The 23,966-nt window shown below is 55.8% G+C and carries 14 protein-coding genes and 1 tRNA gene; 5 read left to right on the top strand and 10 right to left on the bottom strand.

The genetic code is table 11. The features are described 5' to 3' along the window. Nucleotides 1-294: 294 nt before the first annotated feature. From ACFIO0_RS06285 to ACFIO0_RS06255, 7 genes are all read right to left on the bottom strand, one after another. A complete protein-coding gene (locus ACFIO0_RS06285; RefSeq protein WP_390914501.1) occupies nt 295-8,436 on the bottom strand; it encodes a cadherin-like domain-containing protein in 8,142 nt (2,713 codons plus the stop codon). 906 nt (nt 8,437-9,342) lie between these two features. Then, complete coding sequence (locus ACFIO0_RS06280) at nt 9,343-10,749, bottom strand: MATE family efflux transporter (RefSeq protein WP_390914500.1); 1,407 nt, start codon at nt 10,747-10,749, stop codon at nt 9,343-9,345. Nucleotides 10,750-11,206: 457 nt separating this feature from the next. After that, nucleotides 11,207-12,394 (bottom strand): adenylate/guanylate cyclase domain-containing protein, encoded by a 1,188-nt coding sequence (locus ACFIO0_RS06275; RefSeq protein ID WP_390914499.1) that lies wholly within the window; start codon nt 12,392-12,394, stop codon nt 11,207-11,209. Between the two features lie 138 nt (nt 12,395-12,532). After that, on the bottom strand, nt 12,533-14,704 hold the full coding sequence (locus ACFIO0_RS06270) for a molybdopterin cofactor-binding domain-containing protein (protein WP_390914498.1): 2,172 nt from the start codon (nt 14,702-14,704) through the stop codon (nt 12,533-12,535). A gap of 5 nt (nt 14,705-14,709) precedes the next feature. Beyond that, a complete protein-coding gene (locus ACFIO0_RS06265; protein ID WP_390914497.1) occupies nt 14,710-15,174 on the bottom strand; it encodes a 2Fe-2S iron-sulfur cluster-binding protein in 465 nt (154 codons plus the stop codon). 109 nt (nt 15,175-15,283) lie between these two features. Then, nucleotides 15,284-16,060, bottom strand: coding sequence for an SDR family NAD(P)-dependent oxidoreductase (locus tag ACFIO0_RS06260; protein WP_390914496.1), 777 nt, complete (start codon nt 16,058-16,060; stop codon nt 15,284-15,286). A 187-nt stretch (nt 16,061-16,247) separates the two neighbouring features. Then, on the bottom strand, nt 16,248-17,069 hold the full coding sequence (locus tag ACFIO0_RS06255) for an SDR family NAD(P)-dependent oxidoreductase (protein ID WP_390914495.1): 822 nt from the start codon (nt 17,067-17,069) through the stop codon (nt 16,248-16,250). A 159-nt stretch (nt 17,070-17,228) separates the two neighbouring features. Between ACFIO0_RS06255 and ACFIO0_RS06250 the strand changes: the two genes are divergently transcribed. After that, nucleotides 17,229-18,122 carry an AraC family transcriptional regulator N-terminal domain-containing protein gene (locus tag ACFIO0_RS06250; RefSeq protein ID WP_390914494.1) on the top strand — a complete coding sequence of 298 codons (894 nt, stop codon included), beginning with the start codon at nt 17,229-17,231 and terminating at the stop codon, nt 18,120-18,122. 515 nt (nt 18,123-18,637) lie between these two features. Here the strand turns inward: ACFIO0_RS06250 and ACFIO0_RS06245 are convergent. Beyond that, nucleotides 18,638-19,819 (bottom strand): phytanoyl-CoA dioxygenase family protein, encoded by a 1,182-nt coding sequence (locus ACFIO0_RS06245; protein WP_390914493.1) that lies wholly within the window; start codon nt 19,817-19,819, stop codon nt 18,638-18,640. Between the two features lie 80 nt (nt 19,820-19,899). Here ACFIO0_RS06245 and ACFIO0_RS06240 point away from each other — a divergent pair, with 80 nt between their 5' ends. Next, on the top strand, nt 19,900-20,934 hold the full coding sequence (locus ACFIO0_RS06240) for a substrate-binding domain-containing protein (protein WP_390914492.1): 1,035 nt from the start codon (nt 19,900-19,902) through the stop codon (nt 20,932-20,934). A 257-nt stretch (nt 20,935-21,191) separates the two neighbouring features. Here the strand turns inward: ACFIO0_RS06240 and ACFIO0_RS06235 are convergent. Beyond that, a tRNA-Leu gene (locus ACFIO0_RS06235) sits at nt 21,192-21,277 on the bottom strand. Between the two features lie 176 nt (nt 21,278-21,453). Here ACFIO0_RS06235 and ACFIO0_RS06230 point away from each other — a divergent pair. Beyond that, a complete protein-coding gene (locus ACFIO0_RS06230) occupies nt 21,454-22,032 on the top strand; it encodes a VTT domain-containing protein (RefSeq protein WP_390914491.1) in 579 nt (192 codons plus the stop codon). Continuing rightward, nucleotides 22,029-22,493, top strand: a complete 465-nt coding sequence (locus ACFIO0_RS06225; RefSeq protein WP_390914490.1) for a disulfide bond formation protein B — start codon at nt 22,029-22,031, stop codon at nt 22,491-22,493. The genes ACFIO0_RS06230 and ACFIO0_RS06225 overlap by 4 nt, the downstream gene beginning before the upstream one ends. A gap of 13 nt (nt 22,494-22,506) precedes the next feature. On the opposite strand, the gene ACFIO0_RS06220 is transcribed toward ACFIO0_RS06225, so the two are convergent. Beyond that, nucleotides 22,507-22,932, bottom strand: a complete 426-nt coding sequence (locus ACFIO0_RS06220; RefSeq protein ID WP_390914489.1) for an AsnC family transcriptional regulator — start codon at nt 22,930-22,932, stop codon at nt 22,507-22,509. 106 nt (nt 22,933-23,038) lie between these two features. On the opposite strand from ACFIO0_RS06220, the gene rocF reads away from it, so the two are divergent. Then, complete coding sequence (gene rocF / locus ACFIO0_RS06215; protein WP_390914488.1) at nt 23,039-23,962, top strand: arginase; 924 nt, start codon at nt 23,039-23,041, stop codon at nt 23,960-23,962. Nucleotides 23,963-23,966 lie beyond the last annotated feature (4 nt).

Raw genomic sequence — 23,966 nt, 5'->3', positions numbered from 1 at the left:
TACCTATGCGCCTCATGTATACCGTTTCTTGAGTTCGGGGAGGGGGAAAATCGCATAATGGTTATCAACACTACGTCATTGTCATAAACTGTCACAAAAATGCGCCGCGATGCAGCAATTCGGTATCAAAATGGAAACAATGGACTGAATTTTGCGGGATTGTATAAAAAAAGCGGTGCAGCCTCCTGCACCGCTTTTCCCTCCAAACGTGTAATTTCACGCTAGAAGCTGCATATTCTGTGATGCTTCGGCCCGAAAAAGGGGCCGAAGCAGATATTTTGGAAAGTGTTAGGCTTACTTGGTCAGCAAGGCCGCTTCGTGTTTCTTCAACGAGCGACGTGCCGAGGTGTAGGCATCGATACCTGCCCGCGTTGCAAGCTCCGGGAACAGTTCCAGGATCTCGTCGCGTTGCGCATCGCCAACACCGGCCAGCGTCTGATCACCCGGCTGGAAGCTTTCTGTCCACGTGCCGTCCGACAGGATCACTTCGTGTGCGTCGAACATCAGGTGGATGTACGTCGTACCCGACACATCAACCACATCGACACCGTCCAGACCGGTCAGGAACTTGGCCGCGACCAGAACTTCACGCTCTTCAAAGTAAAGCGCAGTCTTGTCGTTGGCCACCAGAACACGGTGGTTTGGCGATACCATCATATCACGCTCTGGCAGACCGCCACCCAAGGCACCCTGACGGATCAGGACGGGCTTGAGGTGTGTGGCCATTTCCAGTTCAGCACCAGTCATGTCGCGGGCCCCCACCCAACGAATTTCCTGGATACCGTTGTCGCGTGTGATGATGCGATCGCCGACCATCAGGTCTTCTACTTTGCGCTCGCCTTTTGGCGTCGCAATCAACGTGCCCGGCGTAAAGCAAGGGATGACGTTCTCGATATTCGAGAACTGCAATTGCCCTGCGTCGTCGCCGTTTTCGTCAAAGTAGTTGACCACACCGTTTTCGTTGTTCGCTGGATCGTAAACGATTTGCAGGGAACCATTGTTCGGGGCCGAGCCTGTGAGGTCAAGCGTGTCAAAGTCGGACGTGTCTGTGACACCTTCGCCGCCATCGACAACTTCGCCGGCTGTGACGTTGATGAACAAGTCTTCGTCGTCGCCACCAGACATGATGTCTGCGCCGCCGTTGCCACCGTCTATGGTGTCGTTGCCTGAACCGCCATCAATGACATCGTCGCCCGTGGAGCCCAGGATGCTGTCGTTGCCTGCATCGCCGTTGATGGTGTCATCACCGGTGCCGCCGTCAATAACGTCATCGCCCGCGCCACCGCTCAGAACATCAGCGCCGTTGCCGCCAAGGATGGTGTCGTTGCCGTCCCCACCGTCAACCACGTCAGCGTTGCGTCCGCCGTCGATGTAATCATCGCCGTCGCCGCCTTCGATGCTGTCGTTGCCTTGGCCACCCAACAAGCTGTCGTTGCCGATGCCGCCCAAGATCGTGTCGTCGTCAATGCCACCGTCGATGGTATCATTGCCTTCGTCACCCATCAGCAAGTCGTCGTCGTCCGCACCGGTGATCAGATCGTCGCCTTCACCGCCGGACACTGTGTCCTTGCCGTTGTCAGGGCGTAGATCAGGACCAAACGGGTTGGAACCATCGTCTTCGATGTTCAAGAAGTCCAGACCCAGATCAGGGTCGTTGCCCGCGTGGATTGTATCGTTGCCGACACCGCCCGTGATGCTGTCAGAGCCTTCACCGCCGACAATACGGTCATTGCCTTCGTCGCCGGTGATGCTGTCTGCGTCGATACCGCCGTCGATCACGTCGTTGCCGTCACCACCGATGATGGTGTCAGCGTCGTCGCCCGTGCGGATGGTGTCGTCGCCGGCGCCACCGTCAACAAAGTCGCGGTCATCTTCGGTACCAGGCGTGCCTTCTTCGCCAGGGAACAGACCCGGATAGCCTTTGTCGATCAGATCGCCGCCGCCGGTGTTGATAAGATCATTACCCTCGCCGCCAACAACTATGTCCGACCCGACGCCTGTGCCGATTTCATCGTCACCTGTGCCGCCGTCAACGCTATCGTCACCTTCGCTTGTGGCGATTGTGTCGTTACCGGTGCCGCCAGCAACTGTGTCGTCGCCTTCGTCGGTGTGGATACGGTCATCACCTGCCCCGCCGTCAACACTATCATCGCCGTCGCCGGAAATTACAGTGTCGTTGCCGCCACCAGCGACAATGATGTCGTCATCTTCGTCTTCTGGATCACCAGAAAAGATGTTGTCGCCATTGTCGACCATGTCGCCTTCTGGATCGCCGGTGTAGTCTTCGTCGATCAGTTCGCCATCGTCAGTACCGGTTACGATACCGTCCAGTGGTTGCTCTTCGACTGTCACGATGGCTTGGCCTTCGTCTTCGCCGCCATTGCCGTCCTGGACCGTGTAGGTGATGGTCGCATCGCCCTCGAACCCGTCAGCAGGCGTGAACGTGACCGTACCGTCGCCATTGTCGAGCAGCGTGCCTTCGGCCGGATCAACAGTTGCCGTGGCCAGCGTCAGCGGATCGTCGTCAACATCGGTGTCATTGCCGATCAGATCAACAATAACCGGAGTGTTGAACGGCGTGGTGTCCGCATCATCAACCGCAACCGGAGCGTCGTTAACCCCGTAGATTATTACAGTGACAGTGGTCGATACCTCTTGGCCGTCCGGATCGGTAACCGTGTAGGTCACCTCGGAATTTGCAATGTCACCAACGGGCAGTTCGTCATAATCGCCATTCGGATCAAAGGTCGCTGACCCGTCTGCGTTGATCGTGAACAGACCACCAGTGTCACCGGCAACCGCCGTGCCAACCAGCGTGTCGTCACCGGCAACAGCCGACACCGTCAGCATGTCACCATCGGCGTCCGTGTCGTTGTCGAGCACATTGTCCAACGTGATGATTGTGTCTTCGTCGGTTTCAGCCAGATCAGGCGTGGCCACCGGGCCGTCGTTGGTGCCTGTCACAGTAAAGGTAACCGTTGCGGTGTCTTCCAGACCAGCTTCATCTGCGATCGTGTAGGTCACAGTTGTGGACGCTGTCTCTCCTGCACCCAAACCATCAAATTCACTGTTCGCGTCAAAGTCGATAGTCCCGTCTGCACTGATCGTGAACAGACCACCGTTGTCGCCAGCAATTGCGGCATCGACGGTTCCGGTCGTGCCATTCACAGCAACAACCGTCAGGTCATCACCTTCCGGATCGCTGTCGACACCTTCGCCAGTGTCGTCCGTGATCGCATTGCCGTCTAGGTCGCCAGCCGTCTCGTTTTGCAACACTGAGTAGCTGCTGTTTTGCGCATCCGGTCCGTCGTTGACGGGGGCGACGTTGATGGTGTGTGTCGCGGTGTCGGTGCCGCCGTTGCTGTCCGAAATCTCGTAGCTGATCGTCGCCTCGCCGTTGAAATCATCCGCTGGCGTGAACGTCACCGTACCGTCGCCGTTGTCGACCAACGTGCCTTGATCCGCTGGAACCGTGGCCGAGATCACTGTCAAAGCATCCCCGTCCGCATCTGTATCGTTGCCAATCAAATCAACAACCACAGACACATCTTCGTCCGTCGCAGACACATCATCATTCGCTACAGGGCCGTCGTTGACCGCGCCGACCGAGACAATCGCCTGGCCTTCGTCACTGCCGCCCTCACCGTCGATAACCGTGTAGGTGATCGTCGCTGGACCGTTGAAGTTTTCAGCGGGCGAGAATGTCACCGTGCCGTCGCCGTTATCGACAACCGTGCCTTGATCCGCAGGAACCGAGACCGTGCCGATGGTCAACGGATCGCCGTCAACATCGGTGTCGTTGCCGATCAGATCGATGATGACCGGCTGGTCTTCGTCCGTGGTTTCGATGTCATCAACCGCAACCGGATCGTCGTTGATCGACGCAACTTCGATCTCGTGGATCGCGGAATCCGTGCCGCCATTGCCGTCCGTGATCGAGTAGCTGATCGTGGCCGTGCCGTTAAAATCATCCGCTGGCGTGAACGTCACTGTGCCGTCGCCATTGTCGACCAGCGTGCCTTGATCCGCAGGAACCGTGGCACCTGTGACGGTCAATGCGTCGCCTTCTTCGTCGGTGTCGTTGCCGATCAGATCGACTGTCACGGACACATCTTCGTCCGTCACATCGCTGTCGTCATTCGCCGTCGGGCCGTCGTTGACCGCGCCGACCGAGACAATCGCCTGGCCTTCGTCACTGCCGCCCTCACCGTCGATAACCGTGTAGGTGATCGTGGCTGGACCGTTGAAGTTTTCAGCGGGCGAGAACGTCACCGTGCCGTCGCCGTTGTCGACAACCGTGCCTTGATCCGCAGGAACGCTGACCGTGCCGATGGTCAACGGATCGCCGTCAACATCGGTGTCGTTGCCGATCAAATCGATGATGACCGGCTCTTCTTCCATGGTGTCGGCCAAGTCATCAACCGCAACCGGACCATCGTTGACTGCCGCCAGATCGATCTCGTGGATCGCGGTGTCGGTGCCGCCGTTGCCGTCGGTGATCGAGTAGCTGATGGTCGCCACGCCGTTAAAATCATCCGCTGGCGTAAAGGTCACTGTGCCGTCGCCGTTGTCGACCAACGTGCCTTGATCCGCTGGAACCGTGGCGCCTGTGACGGTCAGATCGTCGTTCTCGACATCCGTGTCGTTGGCCAGCAAATCAACTGTGATCGCTGTGTCTTCGACGCCAACATCCGCATCATTCACCGCATCCGGTCCGTCGTTGACGGGGGCGACGTTGATGGTGTGTGTCGCGGTGTCGGTGCCGCCGTTGCTGTCCGAAATCTCGTAGCTGATCGTCGCCTCGCCGTTGAAATCATCCGCTGGCGTGAACGTCACCGTACCGTCGCCGTTGTCGACCAACGTGCCTTGATCCGCTGGAACCGTGGCCGAGATCACTGTCAAAGCATCCCCGTCCGCATCTGTATCGTTGCCAATCAAATCAACAACCACAGACACATCTTCGTCCGTCGCAGACACATCATCATTCGCTACAGGGCCGTCGTTGACCGCGCCGACCGAGACAATCGCCTGGCCTTCGTCACTGCCGCCCTCACCGTCGATAACCGTGTAGGTGATCGTCGCTGGACCGTTGAAGTTTTCAGCGGGCGAGAATGTCACCGTGCCGTCGCCGTTATCGACAACCGTGCCTTGATCCGCAGGAACCGAGACCGTGCCGATGGTCAACGGATCGCCGTCAACATCGGTGTCGTTGCCGATCAGATCGATGATGACCGGCTGGTCTTCGTCCGTGGTTTCGATGTCATCAACCGCAACCGGATCGTCGTTGATCGACGCAACTTCGATCTCGTGGATCGCGGAATCCGTGCCGCCATTGCCGTCCGTGATCGAGTAGCTGATCGTGGCCGTGCCGTTAAAATCATCCGCTGGCGTGAACGTCACTGTGCCGTCGCCATTGTCGACCAGCGTGCCTTGATCCGCAGGAACCGTGGCACCTGTGACGGTCAATGCGTCGCCTTCTTCGTCGGTGTCGTTGCCGATCAGATCGACTGTCACGGACACATCTTCGTCCGTCACATCGCTGTCGTCATTCGCCGTCGGGCCGTCGTTGACCGCGCCGACCGAGACAATCGCCTGGCCTTCGTCACTGCCGCCCTCACCGTCGATAACCGTGTAGGTGATCGTGGCTGGACCGTTGAAGTTTTCAGCGGGCGAGAACGTCACCGTGCCGTCGCCGTTGTCGACAACCGTGCCTTGATCCGCAGGAACGCTGACCGTGCCGATGGTCAACGGATCGCCGTCAACATCGGTGTCGTTGCCGATCAAATCGATGATGACCGGCTCTTCTTCCATGGTGTCGGCCAAGTCATCAACCGCAACCGGACCATCGTTGACTGCCGCCAGATCGATCTCGTGGATCGCGGTGTCGGTGCCGCCGTTGCCGTCGGTGATCGAGTAGCTGATGGTCGCCACGCCGTTAAAATCATCCGCTGGCGTAAAGGTCACTGTGCCGTCGCCGTTGTCGACCAACGTGCCTTGATCCGCTGGAACCGTGGCGCCTGTGACGGTCAGATCGTCGTTCTCGACATCCGTGTCGTTGGCCAGCAAATCAACTGTGATCGCTGTGTCTTCGACGCCAACATCCGCATCATTCACCGCATCCGGTCCGTCGTTGACGGGGGCGACGTTGATGGTGTGTGTCGCGGTGTCGGTGCCGCCGTTGCTGTCCGAAATCTCGTAGCTGATCGTCGCCTCGCCGTTGAAATCATCCGCTGGCGTGAACGTCACCGTACCGTCGCCGTTGTCGACCAACGTGCCTTGATCCGCTGGAACCGTGGCCGAGATCACTGTCAAAGCATCCCCGTCCGCATCTGTATCGTTGCCAATCAAATCAACAACCACAGACACATCTTCGTCCGTCGCAGACACATCATCATTCGCTACAGGGCCAGTGTTCGTGACGTCATCACCAACAATGTTTTCGATTTCTGTGAACGCCAGCGTTTCGCCCGTCGGGTTGCCCGCGCCGTCGACAAACACAACCGTTCCGTTGGTGCCGTTGCCGTTGCCGTCTGTTGTGACGTTTTCCAGAATGAAAGGACCTTGGCCCGTCAGATCAAGCGTGTCGTCGTCCGTGTTCAATGCCGGATCAGCGTTAAAGCCACCCGAACCGCCGTCAACAACATCGCCTGCGCCGCCAAAGATCGTGTCAGCGTCGCGGCCGCCGTAGATCGAGTCAGCGCCCTCGCCGCCCGTCAATTCGTCGTTGCCGTTGTCGCCGTACAGACGGTCATCGCCCGCGCCGCCGAACAGAACGTCGTTGTCGTTCATGCCTTCAAGGACGTCGTTGCCGATCCCGCCGAGCAACGTGTCGTCGCCGTCTTGTCCGCACAGCGTGTCGTTGCCGTCGTCGCCCATGACTGAATCGTTGCCGTCGCCAGCCAAAACAAAGTCGTTGCCGGTGCCGCCAGAGACAAAATCGTCGCCCACGCCGCCTTCGATGCGGTCGTCGCCGCCTTCGCCGTAGATGGAATCTTCGCCGATGCCGCCCAGCAAGGTGTCATTGCCGTCTTCGCCGTCGTCGGTTTCAACATCCGCAGAGATGGTCGAGAAATGCACGTCGGTCAGCCAGATTTTCTGGTCGGTCACGTCGCCGTTGTCATAATCGATTTCGATTTTCGCAACCGGACCCAGGATGTTCACCAACAAGGACGCAGAGCTGTCCGTCGGGTTTGCATCGCTGCCAAGGCCGTCCGCGCCGGTGGCTGTGTTGCCATCAATTGCAATCGTACCGGTATTCGTCAGCGTCACCGGGATCAGGTTGCCAGCGGCGTCATAGGCGCGAATGGTGACGATATCGATGTGCTGGTCAGAGTTGGTCCCTGTGTCCAGATCGTTGATGCGGAACGAGACGTCTTGCACTTCGTCGGAATACGCAGGGTTCGTTGCGTCAAATTCAAAGGTGGTGGTCGACGTGTTATCAACGCCGCCCTCGCCGCCTGCACCGAACAACATCAAAGATGAATTCGCATCAAAGGTTTCGCCACTTGCGACGTGCTGAGCCGTGGATTCTGTGCAGATCAACGCGCCCGGGTCTTGGGATTGAAAGCTGACGTTGACAGTCACGCCGCCGGTGTCGACGGACGCGCCGCCAGCCAATTCGGTGCCGTAGCCCAATGTGCCCCAATCGAGGATCTTGTCGTCGGATGCGTCGCTGTCAGGGCCAGCCTGCAGGTTGGAATCGCCGTAGATCAGGTCGTCGCCGCTGCCGCCGTCAACGGAATCGTCGCCGCTGCCTGCGTAGATGTCGTCGTTGCCTTCGCCAGATACGATTGTGTCGTTGCCGCCAAATGCGTCTACGATATCGTCCTGTGGGCCTTCGCCAGCTATGATTTCATCGTTGTTGTCGATTTGGTCACCCTCTGGGTCACCTGTGTAGTTCACGTCGATCACTTCGGCATCGTTTGTGCCTTCAACGATCCCGTCCAGTTCGACGTCAGAGTTTTCTTGGTCGAATACCAAGTTGTCGACCGCACCAGACCCCGCGAGGGTGACTTGCATGCTGTACACACCGTCGGTGTTGAAATCGACAATGCTCTGGCCGTTGTCGCCTGTCGCCAAAATGGTTTGTTGACCGATCTGCGTGCCGTTTTCGTCAAAGAAACGAACCGTCGCGTTTTGCTCGAGGTCAAGGAAGGTCAGCTGTTCAACAGACGTCGCATCGTCAAATGCAAAGTGGAACGTGCCGCCGCTGCCGTTGTCATCAGGATCGTTGGAATCGCCGTCTTCGGAGATGATCAGAACATTGCCCAGGTTGGTTGTGGCCAGATCGCCATCGCCGCCCGTCGGGTTGGAGGTGTCAAAGATCATCGCATCGCCGGATCCACCGGTTGCAGAGATCGTGACCCCTTGGGCTTGATATTCGTTGTCTACGATTGTGCCAGTGGCCAGTTCGTTGAAATTTACTGTCGTTGTCATTACTCGGTACTCCTACGCGTTTACGCATTCGGCGCGCGACGCGGCCTGAAAAATTTCTGATTGGAATGAATTTGGCGAAAGGAAAGTTTGGGGCGCACCACTCGCCTTAGGACGCGTTTGCCGCATCGCTTTGGGTTTCTCGAAACCTAGTGTCATTTCCAACTCTCCTCGTTACGGCGCTAAGGCCTTCGTTTGCCGAAAATGGCAAACCGTACTTCATACCCAAAACAAGACCGACGCGTAGGACCCTGGACGACCCACACAATCAGACACCAAACAAAAGGGGAGAGCCTGCTAAACAGCAGACAGCAGCAACGGCATCGCCATTGCAAATTGCGTAACAGGTACTACCAAAGCAGCACGGCGCACACACATCTCCCGCATCCTACATGGATACGTCATTGTGCGGTCGCCCCCGTGACCTACAGACATCGCCCCCCAGTTGGGCAAGGACAGTAATAGCCAATGATTTGTGACGAACAAAAGAGAAAAATCTGAGTTAATTTGCAAATTTCGATGGCAACACAGGTCTGTTAACCAGCACCTGAAATCGGGACTTCTATCTAAGGTTCGGAGGATTACTACCTAGGGTAGGAACACCGTTTCGAACCCTCGATCAGTGCCAAATTGAAAACGTCAATAGTTTGGCATACTAGCAAGGCGAAATTGCGAATTTACGCCAATTTCCCAAAAGTGAGACAGTTTCCGAATTCGAAACAATTGCGTACCAACAATTTTCGTCTCGTTAACCGTGCCCTAACGTAAACCGGCGTCATGTATTGTTCATCATTATGAACCAATGGTTGTCTGGCCCAAAGATTATCAACCCTTTCATGCGGAAATTGACACATTTACCCGAATCGCTGCGCAGCAATCCGCCGTCCATGTGCCAATTCCCGCCGACGCCTAAGGGGCGGTTTGGAACAACCCAAAGCGCTTTGTTCCACGTTTCGCGCCGTACCCCAGCACACTAACCGTTAACATCAGCAGCAAAACGTCAGACAGCGGGCCAGACATCCAAATGCCGATTTCACCGATCCGGGCCGCCAGAACGAACGTCAAAGGGATTGCAAACAGGTAGGGTTTGGACAGCCCCAACAGGGCAGCCCGCCCCGCATCGCCGATCGCTTGAAAATAGGTCGCGATCATCATCAAGGGCCCCGACAAAAAGAACATCGCGATCAGCACCGGTAAAATGCGCGCCACCTCGGCCACAACCACCGGATCATCGACAAAGGCCGCACCAATCTGGGTCGCAAACAGGCTCATCGTTAGCTGCAAAACCGCGCAGTAGCCAAAGGCCGCGACGGTGGCGAATTTGAGGCTGTCGTTCGACCGCTGCCACTGCCCTGCCCCGTGGTTGTTGCCGGTGATGGTTTGCATTGCGTGGCTCAGCCCCAACAGCGGCAAAAACCCGAACGTCAACACCCGCGTGATGATCCCGTAGGCCGACACCGTGCTTTCGTAGCTTTGGCTGGCATCTGCCCCCCGATCAACGATCTGCAGCGCTGCCATGATCGCGCCCGACCCCAGTGCGATGCCGATAAAGTTCAGGCTTTGCGGGGCACCCAGCGCCAGAATGCGACCCCACGCGTAGGTCAGCCGGTGTTCCAGCACCGCCGTCAGCCGCAGCTGCGTTGCCCCGCGCACCCGGAACGTCACGATGATGATCAACGCCAAAGCCTGCGCCAGACTGGTGCCATAGGCCGAGCCCGCAACCCCCATGTCCAGCTTTGCGATCAACACATAGTTAAAGCCAATGTTCGCGAGCGACACCAGCAGGCTCATCGCGGCCATGAAACCCACCCTGCCCTCGTTGCGCAGCGTGTCCGAATTCACCGACAGCACAAACAGCAGCGGCGAAAACAGCACGGTGATGCGCAGATAGGTCAGGCCCATTTGGGCAAGGTCTTGTGACCCACCAGCCGCCAGCGTCGCCACGGACTGTCCGAACAACACAAACAGCGTGATCAGAATGGCCGCCATCAACAACGCCAAACCATGCGCGCCTGCAAACACGCCGCGCGCCTCATCTAAACGATTGCCGCCCAGATGCCGGGCCAAAACGCTCGACATGCCGCTCGAAACCAACGTCGCCAGCGCCACGATCAGCATGTAGATCGGGAACATCAGCGTGACGGCGGCCAACGCGTCGGGGCCCACGTAATGCCCCAGGAACAGCGCATCAGCGACAGCGAGCAGCCCGCTCATCCCCATGACAAAGATGATCGGCAGCGCGGTTTTGGCGTAGGTGACGGCCAGTGGATCCGTCAAAAAGCTGTTGGTTTGGGGGTTTGTATCTCTCTCGGGCATTTGTCCGAATTCCTCATGCAATATCGCGCATTTTCAGGAGGGACCCGCGTTACCATCCGCGCGATCGACGGGAAGGATGACAAAAACCGATACAGAGCTTTACCAAGACTTTACGTCAGCGGGTGGCAGGCGTCTGCGGCCTGATGGCTAGCTAACCCAGGCGTGCAGAACGGTCAAGCCGCGTTGCAAGATGTCCGTAAAAACAGCCAAATAATCAAAGCCGTCATCGTTGTATTCCAAGCCTTGCGATCGCCGGATGCCTGTTGGGTTTTTAGCGCTTCAAACAACCGCAACGGACCGCGTGACAGGCTTTTGTGAACCAATACACAGCACGGTTTGACTGGCCTAAACCGTCAATGGCGACTGAGAGCCCAATGTGCGGTTTTTCCGCAAACCGATGAACTTCTGATTTGCTAGATGTGCTCTACTGGCAGTCGTTTCCATGATACAGAGAGCATCACCCAGAGTTCTTGTCGTTTTGGCGATCGGGATCAACCAGATTGAAAATATCTATAGGTTCAGCAATTCCACGCACATGATGCGAACCGCAGGCTGTAAAGTGTTCGGGGCTTGCCTTGGCCACAATAGTGGTCGCGAGCACGCGATGTCCGATCGTCTTGGTCAATCCTTCGATCCGACTGGCAAGATTGACCGCGCCGCCAAGCACTGTAAAATCCAGTCTGCCAGGGCTGCCAATATTGCCATAGCTGACTTGCCCTGAATTGATGCTGATGCCAACGTCCAGAGGTGGTTTGCCGGCCCCAAAGCGCCTTTCGTTTAGTGCTGCCAGCCCGATCAGCACCCCATTTGCGGCAAGTGCAGCGTTCTGACATTGAAGATTTTGGTCTGCAGGCGTTTGAATTGGGAAAATTGAAAGAATGCCGTCACCCATAAACTTAAGCACATCGCCGCCTCTTTCCTCGACCGATTGTACAACAACGTCAAAATATCCATCCAAGGCGTCAAAGACATCATCCTCGGATGAACTGTCTGAGAGTGCCGTGAACCCGCGTAGATCAGAAAACATGACAACCGCCGAAACTGTCGTGCGTTCACCGCGCCGTATGGTGCCATTCCAGACGGCCTCACTTGGGCCATCGCCAAGATAAGTGCGTAACAAGCTTTTGGAGGATTTACGCATCGTCATTGGCTCTAACGCCGCAGCGAGGCCTGTTTTCGTTGCTTCAATCATTTCGAGATGTTGGGGCGAAAAGCCCTGTGTGGATCTGGTTGTGAACGTGCAGCCATGTTGCGAACGATCCCCATAATCCAGCAGTGTGGCATAGTAATCAGTGCCCCCAGCTTCGGCAAACTCCAGATAAGAAAGATGTTCTGTCGCTGGATCAAGGTCGCGCAAGCTCTTGTGCAAAGGCTGTTGTTTATCAAAGATATATTCAAAACCGCTGCCGACATAATCGGCTGTAAGCATCCTTGCATGCGTGATTTCATAAATCTCAGTGCCGTCAGGGGTCCACACGACACCCCACGCCAGCAGCAGAGGGTTGGCAAATCGTTGGCTGATATTGGCCCGCCACAGGGGTACGCCCGCCTCGATCAGTTTTGCGCAATACTGGGCTGCCACTTTAAGCGGATCACCAGAGCAACGGCCCTCGGTCATCATCCAATGGTTTAGGTCATCAATCATGGTCATAGTAGTGAGTTAGCTTTTCGGGCGGAATTTCATAGGACCAAATGCGGACATCGTTTTGTCAGAAATCTTACAAAAAGTAAGTTTCACTATGTTGCCTCGCGCCGCAACAGGCAGCGCGAGGCATGTGTCTTTTTAGGCAAAGCTGACACCGTGTTTGTTCATCGGCAGTTCTGTCACACGGGGTCCATTTGCAGCGATTGCGTTGGCCAAGGCTGGTGCCGCAGGTGGCGTGCCCGGTTCACCCACGCCAGTTGGTGCCTCGGCTGATGGCACAATATGCACCTCAATGGCCGCGATATCCCCGATCCGCAAAGGTTCGTAATCGGGGAAGTTGGACTGATCGACCACGCCTTCGGTTAACGTGATCTCGTCGCGCATCACGTGCCCGATACCATAGCCGATACCACCCTCCATCTGCGCTTTGATCACATCAGGGTTCACGGCAATGCCGCAATCAATGGCACAAGTGACTTTTTCGATTTTGATACCCTCTTCAGCAGTGCCCGAGATCTCGACAACCTCAGCGGCGTAGCTATTAAAGCTTTTGTGAACCGCGATACCTTGACTGCGCCCCGCGACGGCTTTGCCCCAGTTGCCTTTGTCAGCCGCCAGTTTCAGCACACCAGCAAGACGGGTCTGATCCTTTTCACCGCCACTTAGCAGTGCCAAACGGAATTCAACCGGATCACGCCCTGCCGCTTTGGCCGCCGCGTCCATCATAGTTTCCATCACGTAAGCCGTATGGGTGTGCCCAACCGAACGCCACCACAATACCGAAGTCGCCTTGGCCACGTCTGTCAGGCCCAAGAATTGACCAGGAATAATATAAGGGCTGCCAAACACCCCTTCGATTGAGGTATGGTCAACGCCGTCATGCACAAGGGCAGATGCAAACGGGGTGCCTTTTATGATCGACGGGCTTGCTATCCGGTGATCCCAGCCAAGGATATTGCCGTCGCCGTCCAGCCCTACGCGTACACGGTGCGCAACGGCGGGGCGATAATACCCTCCTGTGATGTCATCTTCGCGTGACCAGACCAATTTCACCGGTCGCGTTCGATCCGTGATGACAAAGGCCAATGCCGCCTCAACCTGATAATCCGCGGTTGGTGTCGCCCGCCTGCCAAACGACCCGCCTGCCAACATCGTGTTGATGCGGATTTTCTCCATCGGAAGCTGAAAGATTTGCGCCATGGCCATATGCGGCCCGGTCGGCTGCTGCGCGCCGTCATGTAACAAGATACCGCCATCTTCGGTGGCTTGGATGGTGCACGTCAGAGGTTCCATTGGGGCGTGAGCCAGCAAAGGGAAGTAATAGGTGTGGTCGACAACTTTATCAGCGCCGTCAATCAATGCGGCAGTCGCGGCCTGATCTGAGTTCATCACGTTGAATTCTGGGTCGGTGTTCACAGCCGCAATTAATTCTGCGCGGAATTCATCGGAACTGCGGACCTCTGCGGCAGAGAAATCCCACTCAACCGTCAAGGCGTCGCGGGCCTGAAGGGCACCCCAAGTATTTTCAGCGTAAACCACAACACCAGCCTTGTTGGGCAACGCCGCCGCACGAATAAACCCCTTGATTGACTGCGCATCGCTGTCGTCAAAGCCCGCGACTGTGCCTCCCATGCGGGGCGTACGTGCAATCATCGCGACCATTTGGTTTTCTAGATGTAAATCCATCGCGAAAATGGCTGTGCCGTTGGTCTTGGGTGTTGAATCCTTGCGACGAACATCCGGATTCCCGATAAGGCGGAAGTCCTTGGGATCTTTCAGCGTTGGGTTCGCGGGTGGGTCCATTTCTGCGGCTGCTGAAAGGAAATCGACCATTGGTGCGGCTTTACCACCACCTGAGATTACGCCGTCTTGCAGCGTGAGCGTTGTTGGCTCAACACCCCAAGTTCTTGCAGCCGCGCCGATCAGCATTTCACGCGCAGCGGCACCTGCTTGGCGGTACTGCATATACGAATTGGCCATAGCGGTTGAGCCACCAGTGCCTTGGAACGGACCAAAGAACAGGTTGTTATATTTGCTGGGGTCTGAGGGCGCGAATTCATATTCGATCGCATCCATCGACAAGCCAAGCTCTTCGGCAATAAGCGTGGTCAGGCCGGTTGCGGGACCTTGTCCCATCTCGAAATGTTTCACGACAGCCGTGACAACACCATTGGCATCGATCTTAACGAACGGGGTCAGTTGCGCAGAACCATGTCCTGCGGCAAGTGCACCATCAGGGCGGATGCCAATGACCAGCATTGCGGCACCAGCAGCTTGTAGAAATCCTCGGCGGGAAATATCAGTCGTCATCTGCTTCAAGCCTCCAGAATGTCTGATGCACGCAAAACAGCGGCACGTATGCGTTGATAGGTGGCGCAGCGACACGCGTTGCCGAACATGTAGTCATCTACTTCGTTTGCAGTTGGTTTCGCGTTTTCACGCAGCAACCCAACGGCGCTCATGATCTGGCCGGACTGGCAATAGCCGCATTGGACCACGTCTAGTTCGACCCAGGCTTGTTGAACCGCCGCGCCAATCTTGTCCTCCTCCATCTTCTCGATGGTGGTGATTTCGGCATCCTCGACGTCTTCGATAAAAGTTTGGCATGAACGGACCGGTTCGCCATTCAGATGCACGGTGCAAGCTCCGCAAGATGCAACACCACACCCGAATTTGGTTCCGGTCAATTTCAGTTCATCCCGGATCACCCAGAGCAGTGGGGTTCCCGCTTCAGCCTCAACTGCGTGTATCTGTCCGTTCAGTTTTAGTGATATTGCCATGGTTCTATTGAACCTCCCTATGTGTCATCTCTTGGTCATTCTTTTTCACAAGTCAGGCCCGCATGATCCAATTGCCCGCACGGGCAAGAATTGCGGGCCATCCGAAGAATTATTTGGATTGGGAATCGAATATCGATTTAAGCATCATACGCCGTGGCATAAGTGGCATAAGCCAATTCGCCATGAAGCGCAGTGAACGTTCGTTGATTGTCACCAGCTTGCCTGCCATCATCGCATCATACCCATGTTTGGCTACGCTTTCAGCAGTTGCAAAACCGCCCTGAACCATGCTCGTACCTTCAAGTTTTGCGACCTTCACAAATTCGGTTTCAACCAGTCCCGGCGCAAGAACCGTGCATGTCACGCCTTTATCTTTAAGCTCTTGATCGATCGCCTGACTGAACGAATTCACGAATGCTTTTGTTGCATAATAGACAGCCTGATTTGGGCCCGGCATAAAGCCAGCAATCGACCCCACATTTAGGATCTTACCTGAACCTCGGGCCGCCATCCGAGTTGCGAACGCATGTGTCAACGTCACCAGCGCTGTCACATTTAGATTGATCATCGCAGTTTCGAGCGCCAAATCCCGCTCGATATGCAGACCTTGCCCGCCAAAACCCGCGTTGTTGATCAGAATATCAACGTCAAATTTTGCATCCGTTACTGCCTTTATCAGGTCGATGGCACCATCGGGCGCACCTAAATCAATAGCGAACACATGTGCCGAAATTTTATAGTCTTTTTCCAATTCACCTTTCAACGCGACGAGTTCGGCCTCGCGGCGCGCGGTAAGAATGACATCACCGCCTTTAGACGCGTGATACCGGGCAAATTCTTTTCCAATTCCTGAAGATGCGCCGGTGATGAGAGCTGTATTTGACATGATAGGTCCTTTCGAGAACTGGAACGTTCACAAGTATGAGTTCTTTGATTGGTTGATTGCCGCGTTCAATTAGGTAAAAAAGCCCGATCAGCAGCGGCAAATCCGACACCGCTGGCACCGCCCGTTACGACGGCCCATCCTCCGCATTCAATTGCTTGCGTATACATGGGTCTTCGCCCGTAATGGCTCAAAGCCCGAATTGATCCTTCATGCCGTCAATGAATGCTTTATCATCTAGGGCTTTGCGGTTGTTCAGCAGTTCGACGGCGTCGGCACCAGCGCGATAGCGCAACGTATCGGTTCCGTCTGTGACGGCGCCGTAGATAATTTCCGCCACAACAATTGGCTGTGACGCTCGAGAGGTCGCTTCTTCGCCGCCCCAAGTTGTAAACAGCGCCTGAACGACAGGCTGATATTCCGACAACGCCTCGTCGTTGACAAAATCGAACGAGCGTCCTCCAAAGTCGGTTGCGATCATTCCGGGTTCAATAATTTTGACTTTGATGCCTGCTGCAGCAAGTTCGTAGTGCAGGGATTCCGAAATACCTTCGACAGCAAATTTGGAGCCATGATAGAGCGCGCCAAGCGGGAAGGTCATTTGCCCGCCAATTGACGAGATGTTGACAATTGTGCCCGCGCCCTGCGCACGAAGATGGGGCAGAACGGCCTTGGTGGTTTCCAGCAAACCAATCACATTCGTATCAAACTGACGACGGATGCGCTCCATCGGAAATGCTTCGAGCGGGCCATATGCGCCATAGCCCGCGTTGTTCAGCAGCACGTCGATCTTACCGAATTTTTCGATACCCTTTGCAACGGCATCTTCAATCGAAGCCGTGTCCGTAACGTCGAGCCGCGTGACCAGAATGTTGTCGTTTCCAACAAGGTCTACTTCATCTTGAGGAGAGCGCATTGTCGCCACGACCTGCCAACCGCGAGAGGCAAAAAGCTTGGCTGTTTCTTTACCGATACCCGACGACGCGCCAGTGATTAATATTGTCTTGGACATGGACAGGCTCCTGAATGAATGTCGCCCCAAGGTAGCATCAAGTGCGCCAACCTCACTGCCTGATCCTCCGAATGATCTGCCTATTTCTCCAAAGCTATGGCTCTGGGTATTATCCCGAGGCAATTTTTCCTATAAATAACAAACAAGGGAGGCCGTCTGATGGTGCCAGAAAATTTGATCAACGACGTTTTTCATTATGTTGAGGTGAATGGCGGTTTAGGTAGAGGCTGCGGCACAGATGTCGATGGGCTGTTCGCATTTGGCAATACAACAAAGACAGAATGCTCGGCCGCAATCTATGATCCAATCATGTGCTTGGTGCTGCAAGGGGCCAAAGAGGCCTACATCGGCGGTCGTGTGCTCCGTTACGGCGCGGGGGACACACTAATAGTCAGCCATGCAGTCCCCGTTGAATCCGCAGTTATCCAAGCCACTCCGGAACGGCCTTATGTTGCACTTGCCCTGCGTTTGGATCTGGCGTTGGCACGCAGTCTCTATGATGAAATTGACGGCATTGGAGAAACGGAAAGTGATACCTATGCGCTCAACGTTGCTGCCTCTGATGCGGCGCTGAGTGATGCTGTAGCGCGTCTTTTTCGTATGTCCCAAGACCCGACAGAGGCCCGTGCGTTGGCACCGCTCGTTCTTAAGGAAATTCATTTTCGCCTCTTGCGGGCCCAGCACGGTGGCATGCTACGACAGCTGCTCAGACATGACAGCCCGGCCAACCGAATTTCGAAATCCATTGCCATCATTCGCATGAATTTCAGAAACACCCTATCCGTGGCCAAACTTGCCGCTGAGTCCGGCATGAGCTTGTCTGCATTTCATGAACACTTCAAATCGGTGACGGCCACAACCCCTCTACAATACCAAAAGGAACTGCGCTTGCTCGAGGCTCAGCGGCTTTTGCTATCCGGGAACACGACTGTTGCGTCTGCTGCTTTCGACGTAGGGTACGAAAGCCCCACACAGTTTAGCCGTGAGTTCTCTCGCAAATTCGGCCTGTCACCGAACGATCAAAAATCTGCAGGTGTATTAATTTCCGGGTAGCTTCCGAAACCCGGCGATTTTTAATGATTTGGTTGCTCGATGGCTGCGTTTTGGCGTCTCAGCTGGGGGTTCTCGCGCGGTCAATGTTGTCAATTCGTCACGCCAAAAGTTACAATGATAATCGTCGGGATGCGATGAACTGCAGGTTCGTCTGAGCTTCACTATTTCGAGCATGATACAGCGAACAGGTCGTACAAAATTCGTGCACTTGGATGGGTTTCAATGATCGGTTTGGTGAAATTCGCTACGGTGCAAAATGTCAGTTGCCGCAGGCACGAAGCGCAATTCTGAATTCCTGTACTTGCACTTGCTACAAAGGCAAAAGTCCGGAGCGTCAGCACAGCCGACGTTACATGTCTTGCGTGGTAAGGTTTGACTGACTGAAATTACCAGATGTCCGGTATGAGCCCATATTGCCGGATTTCTGCGGAGCGGCGAATGGCAGCTCTGCAAGCCTGGCCCAGCGAAATCGTCAGTCATTCTTGCTTAGGGTCAGGACCCTAGATAGTATGACGCTATGCTAATTGTTTGATATGCATCTCATCCAGAATCGCTTCAAATCTCTGAAGATCAAAACCCTCAGCAAGGGCACGCGCAAACAGCGTTTGCTGGGTTTCAGGTGCAAGCCCACCTTTTGGGGGATCTCGGTCCAAATTGGTTGGGAATGAATACCCTTCTGCCGACGCAGCAATTGCAGCCCGTAGGTTTGAAACGCCTAGTGTGTTTCTCTGGTGTGCGGCCAACGCATGGGGATACAGCGGTTTGCACATCTTTGCGCGATCTACCGTTTCCATGGCACGCCCGAATGCAGACGACACCTGAAGCAAATTGGCCATGCGGTGAACGTCACTACTCGTATTTGCGCCGGTCGCATGAAAGAGCGCTGGATTGAAAAATAGGGCATCCCCTTTCGCCAGCGGCAATTGAATACATCGCTCTTCAAACAGCGCCCTAAAATCGTCCCGTCGCCAAGCGGCGTAACCTGCGCGGTAAAGTTGCGAGAACGGCAAGAGTTTTGTAGGGCCACTTTCAACCGGCATGTCACAATGCGCGATGGCGCCTTGCAGCGTCAAAGCAGGCGAAAGGTCGTGAACATGCGCTGGATATTCCGCGCTAACTTCAGCGGTTTGAAAGCCGAGGTGATAATCTCGGTGGGCTTGCTGTGCCGCACCGCCGGGATGAACCAGATTGATCTGAGCTGTCATTTGATAATTCGGACCAAGCCATGCCTCGCACGCCGCTGCGATGGAGGTATTGGCGAAGTATCGCAAAAACACTTCCGGAGCCACTTCGCAGAGTTTCTGCAAGGAGTTCCATATCCTGTCATTGGATCCTGATGCGGCGAAGTGGTCACCGCCACCGGCGTTGGCCAATTTTTCGGAAGCAATGATCTGTTCGTAGATCATAGTGACCTCGCCTATAACTACAGTGTCCTCATAGGCCCTGCGCAAAACCAGAACACCCGCGCCCGCCCTTAGGACATGGGCCCATTCGGCCATAATTGTCCGGCGTCGCTCTTTGTCTTCAAGCGACGGGCGCAATCTGGACATGTCATAAATTGGGACATTCTTTTGAATGTCTTCGGCGTTCGGAACGGTTGATGGGTTTGCCTTTTGATCGACAACCGCACTGAATGCGTTGAGATCACACGCCGTGCTATCAAAATACCCTGCTTCAGTTTCGATGTGGTTGTTCATAGAAGATCTCCCTGTGTTTCCCTGAATATGCAGCACTGGACCCTTGATTAGCTTCCCAAAAGACATCAGAAACACATCAAATGACACATCGATTTCCACTTAAAGAAGTTGCCAGACAGTCGGGGCTTAGCACCGCGACAGTTGACCGCGTGATAAACAATCGCGCGAATGTCAGTCCGCAAACCAGGGCACGCGTTGCTGCAGCCATTTCAGAACTTGAAGGACAAGAGGCACAATTGGCCGCTCGAGGTCGACGTCTGTTTTTCGATTTTTTGATCGAAGCGCCAACGCGCTTTAGCCGTGAAGTACAGCAAGCTGCTGAACTGGTGTTGCCATCTATTGGAAGCGCCGTTTGCCGTCCAAGGTTCCAAGCGCAAGAGATTATGACCGAAGATGATGTCACCGCAGTTTTGTCGCGCATCGCCAAACGGGGCAGCCATGGCGTGTGTATCAAAGCGCGTGATCTGCCGACCATCAGAGCAGCCGTGAATCAATTGATCACATCGGGCATTCCTGTTGTCACCTTGGTCACTGACCTGAACACGACAAAGCGCCTTGCCTACGTCGGCCTTGATAATCAAAGCGCAGGTCGCACGGCGGCCTACCTGGTTGCAAAAACAATCGGCGACGGTGAAGGAACAGTCCTGACCTCAAGAAGCAATGATCGATTTTTGGGGGAGGAGGAGCGAGAAGTGGCGTTCAAGGGGACTCTGGCCCGGCTGTGTCCTAACCTGCGTATCATAGATGCAAGTGGGGGCAGCGGCGTGCATCTTGAAACATCGCGCATCATGCAAAGTATTAACGCAGGTCTGGACCAAATACGGGCCGTATATTCGATGGGCGGTGGCAACACAGCGATTTTGAATGCACTCGAACAGAATGGGTCACTGCCTGATGTCTATGTCGCCCACGATCTGGATACCGACAATAGACGGCTAATCGAAGATAAACGTCTCAGCTTTGTACTGCACCATGACCTGCGCGTGGATCTACAAAACGTGTTCCAAGCCTTCTTGCATCATCACAAGCTATCGCCCGAACCGCCTGATACAACCATATCTCATATTCAAGTCGTTACCCCTGAGAATATTCCACCTCTCAAAAGGCGTTTCTAAAAGCGGACATCCGCGAACACGCACTGAGTGACCGCTTCGTCCGCAGACCAGACATCCGGTCATCGCTTATTATCATTCGTTTTACAGTTTTGCGGCAACTATACGCCTTTTGGGGTTAGGCTTACCCCAGCCTTCTCACGGACACTTGAAAGTAGCTTTGTTTTGCCAAAAGCCCGGCAAAAACTGTCCCCCACGCCTCAGCGCAATGGGCCGGGGCTGCGAGTCTTCACTCATTCTCAAGGGGTAAAGTATGAGGCTGGTACCCAAGGCCGGACTCGAACCGGCACTCCTGTTACAGAAGTGGATTTTGAATCCACCGCGTCTACCATTCCGCCACTTGGGCCTCATTGCGCATCATCTAACCTGACGTTCAGGCGGCGTAAAGTGGATTTTATCATTCATTTGCAGAACGCTGAAATTCAGGTCTAAAACGGCCCAGCATTTCATGGCGATCTTGACCTGCGCGCACAGCCGTGGTCTGCGCTTTCCCAAGCGAAACAAGACGCAAAGTGGGCACCGATGTTGCAGCGGCTATACAATTGGACTTTGGGCATGGCCGAGCATCCCCGCGCGCTGTGGGTGCTGGCCTTTGTCGCGTTTATCGAAAGCTCGGTGTTTCCGATCCCGCCAGACGTCATTATGATTCCGATGATCATTGCGCGTCCGAACCGGGCCTTTGTGATTGCGGGTGTGGCGCTGGTCGCCTCGGTTTTAGGCGGTTTGCTGGGCTATGCAATCGGCGCGCTGGCGTATGACACCATCGGCCAGCCGATTTTGGCCGCCTTGGGCAAGGGCGACGCGATGGCCGATTTCAACACCCGCTTTAACGATTTGGGCTTCTGGGCGGTTCTGACCGCAGGCGTCACGCCGTTCCCCTACAAAGTCATCACGATCATGTCGGGCTGGACCGGCATGCCGCTGGGCACCTTTATCGCCACCTCGATACTGGCGCGCGCGGTGCGGTTTTTCATCGTCGCCGCCCTGCTCAGGACCTTTGGCGCACCTATTCGTGATTTCATCGAGCGCCGCTTGGGGCTTATGTTCACGTTACTTGTCGTTCTGTTGATCGGCGGATTCGCGGCGGTAAAGTTTCTATGAACAGCAAACGCACTTGGATTTTGATCGCCGCTGGCGGGTCACTGGCATTGATGCTGGGGGCGCTGGCGTTTCAACACATCGGCGGCTTGGCCCCGTGTAAATTGTGCATCACGCAACGCTACCCGCATGTGATTGCGATTGTGATTGGCGTGATTGCTTTGGCGATCCCGCGCGTGCCTGTGATCTTGCTGGGTGCTGTGGCCGCCGCAATCACCGCAGGCTACGGGTTTTATCACGCAGGGGTCGAGCGCGGCATTTTCGAAGGTCCGACCAGCTGCACATCCAACTCGATCAGCGACCTGTCTGCGGATGAATTGCTGGACCAAATCATGTCTGCACCGCTGATCCGCTGCGACGATATTCCGTGGGAAATGCTGGGCCTCAGCATGGCGGGCTGGAACGCGGTGATTTCGACGGGCCTGTTTGCGGCATGGCTGATCGCGGCGACACGCAAAGCCTAGCGGACCCCTGCCCCTAAGACGATTTTTTCGTCGACAGCAGCAAATTCGTTTCACTGACCGACACGCCATCTAATCGACGGATGCGCGACAGTACGCCGTCGAATGTTTCCAGCGTGTCTGTGCCCACCTCAACGATCACGTCCCAGCGCCCGTTCGTGGTGTGCACCGCGCGCACTTCGGCCATGCCATTCAGCTGGCGCAAGATCCGCTCTGTGCCGCGCCCTTCGATCCCGATCATCATCAAACCGCGCACCGGATCGGCCAACATGTCCTCGCGCATCACCACGCTGAACCCAAGGATGTCGCCGCGCCCGCGCAGCCGTTCGATCCGCGACCGCACCGTTGTGCGCGAGATATTCAAGCGCGCGGCCAGGTCCGACAGCGACGCGCGTGCATCGTGGCGCAGTGCTGCGATCAGCTCATTGTCCGTTTCGTCCATTTTTACGTCCACTTTGGTCAATCTATGCCCGTTTTGGTCAGTTTGACACGTTGCACACGTACAGATCAACCGATCCTTTAGGGAAAACGCCAAGGGGAAATGGAAAATGACGGATAAAAACATCGTTCTGGTCGGTGCGCCGATGGATTGCGGCAAACGCACGGCGGGCTGTTTGATGGGACCGGATGCGTACCGCACGGCGGGGCTTGCGGCAGCACTCGGCGACCTCGGGCACAGCGTCACGGATCACGGCAATGTCACACCGCGCGCCAATGACGTGGCCGAGGTCGACGCCCTCTACCGCCTGCCCGAAACCGTCGCGTGGACAACCGCGCTGGCCGCCAAAGCCGAAGCCGCAATGGCAGAGGGTTTCCCGATTTTCTTGGGTGGTGATCACGCGCTCTCGCTGGGCACAACGCTCGGGGTTGCCCGCGCCGCTGCCACGGCAGATCGCCCCCTGTTCATCCTCTGGCTGGATGCGCATACCGATTACCACACGCCGCTGACCACGGATTCCGGCAACCTGCACGGCACGCCTGTGGGTTATCTGGCCGGTCGCCCTGATTTCGCGGAATTCCCCGTGTTCGACCACCCCGTGCCCCCGCAACGCATCTGCATGTTGGGGCTGCGATCTGTAGATCCTGCCGAACGCGACGCGCTGCATGGAACGGCCGTGCGCAGCATCGACATGCGCGCGATTGACGAGGACGGGATTGTGAAACCGCTGTCCGGTTTCCTTGCCGATGTGGCGGCGGCAAACGGCATGCTGCACGTGTCGCTGGACGTTGATTTCCTTGATCCGTCGGTCGCCCCTGCCGTCGGCACCACCGTTCCCGGCGGCGCAACTGTGCGCGAGGCGCATCTGGTGATGGAGATGCTGTCCGACAGCGGCCTGATGACCTCGCTTGATCTGGTAGAACTGAATCCGTTTCTGGATGATCGCGGCCGCACCGCCCAATTGATGGTCGAACTTACGGCGTCGGCCTTTGGGCGCAAAGTCTTTGACCGCCCCACCCGCGCATTTGCTTAAAGGA

The sequence above is a fragment of the Pseudosulfitobacter sp. SM2401 genome (assembly GCF_042932805.1).
Classification (GTDB): Bacteria; Pseudomonadota; Alphaproteobacteria; order Rhodobacterales; family Rhodobacteraceae; genus Ascidiaceihabitans.
Note: the sequence above shows the minus strand (reverse complement) of the source record. Positions and strands in the feature narration are given on the sequence as shown.

Bases quoted from the DNA above. Each gene is read 5' to 3' on its own strand.
- ACFIO0_RS06245 (WP_390914493.1), bottom strand. From the start codon at position 19,819: ATGAACAACCACATCGAAACTGAAGCAGGGTATTTTGATAGCACGGCG.
- ACFIO0_RS06270 (WP_390914498.1), bottom strand. From the start codon at position 14,704: ATGACGACTGATATTTCCCGCCGAGGATTTCTACAAGCTGCTGGTGCC.
- ACFIO0_RS06285 (WP_390914501.1), bottom strand. From the start codon at position 8,436: ATGACAACGACAGTAAATTTCAACGAACTGGCCACTGGCACAATCGTA.
- ACFIO0_RS06265 (WP_390914497.1), bottom strand. From the start codon at position 15,174: ATGGCAATATCACTAAAACTGAACGGACAGATACACGCAGTTGAGGCT.
- ACFIO0_RS06230 (WP_390914491.1), top strand. From the start codon at position 21,454: ATGTTGCAGCGGCTATACAATTGGACTTTGGGCATGGCCGAGCATCCC.
- ACFIO0_RS06225 (WP_390914490.1), top strand. From the start codon at position 22,029: ATGAACAGCAAACGCACTTGGATTTTGATCGCCGCTGGCGGGTCACTG.
- ACFIO0_RS06250 (WP_390914494.1), top strand. From the start codon at position 17,229: ATGGTGCCAGAAAATTTGATCAACGACGTTTTTCATTATGTTGAGGTG.
- ACFIO0_RS06280 (WP_390914500.1), bottom strand. From the start codon at position 10,749: ATGCCCGAGAGAGATACAAACCCCCAAACCAACAGCTTTTTGACGGAT.
- ACFIO0_RS06220 (WP_390914489.1), bottom strand. From the start codon at position 22,932: ATGGACGAAACGGACAATGAGCTGATCGCAGCACTGCGCCACGATGCA.
- ACFIO0_RS06255 (WP_390914495.1), bottom strand. From the start codon at position 17,069: ATGTCCAAGACAATATTAATCACTGGCGCGTCGTCGGGTATCGGTAAA.
- ACFIO0_RS06260 (WP_390914496.1), bottom strand. From the start codon at position 16,060: ATGTCAAATACAGCTCTCATCACCGGCGCATCTTCAGGAATTGGAAAA.
- ACFIO0_RS06275 (WP_390914499.1), bottom strand. From the start codon at position 12,394: ATGATTGATGACCTAAACCATTGGATGATGACCGAGGGCCGTTGCTCT.
- ACFIO0_RS06240 (WP_390914492.1), top strand. From the start codon at position 19,900: ATGACACATCGATTTCCACTTAAAGAAGTTGCCAGACAGTCGGGGCTT.
- rocF (WP_390914488.1), top strand. From the start codon at position 23,039: ATGACGGATAAAAACATCGTTCTGGTCGGTGCGCCGATGGATTGCGGC.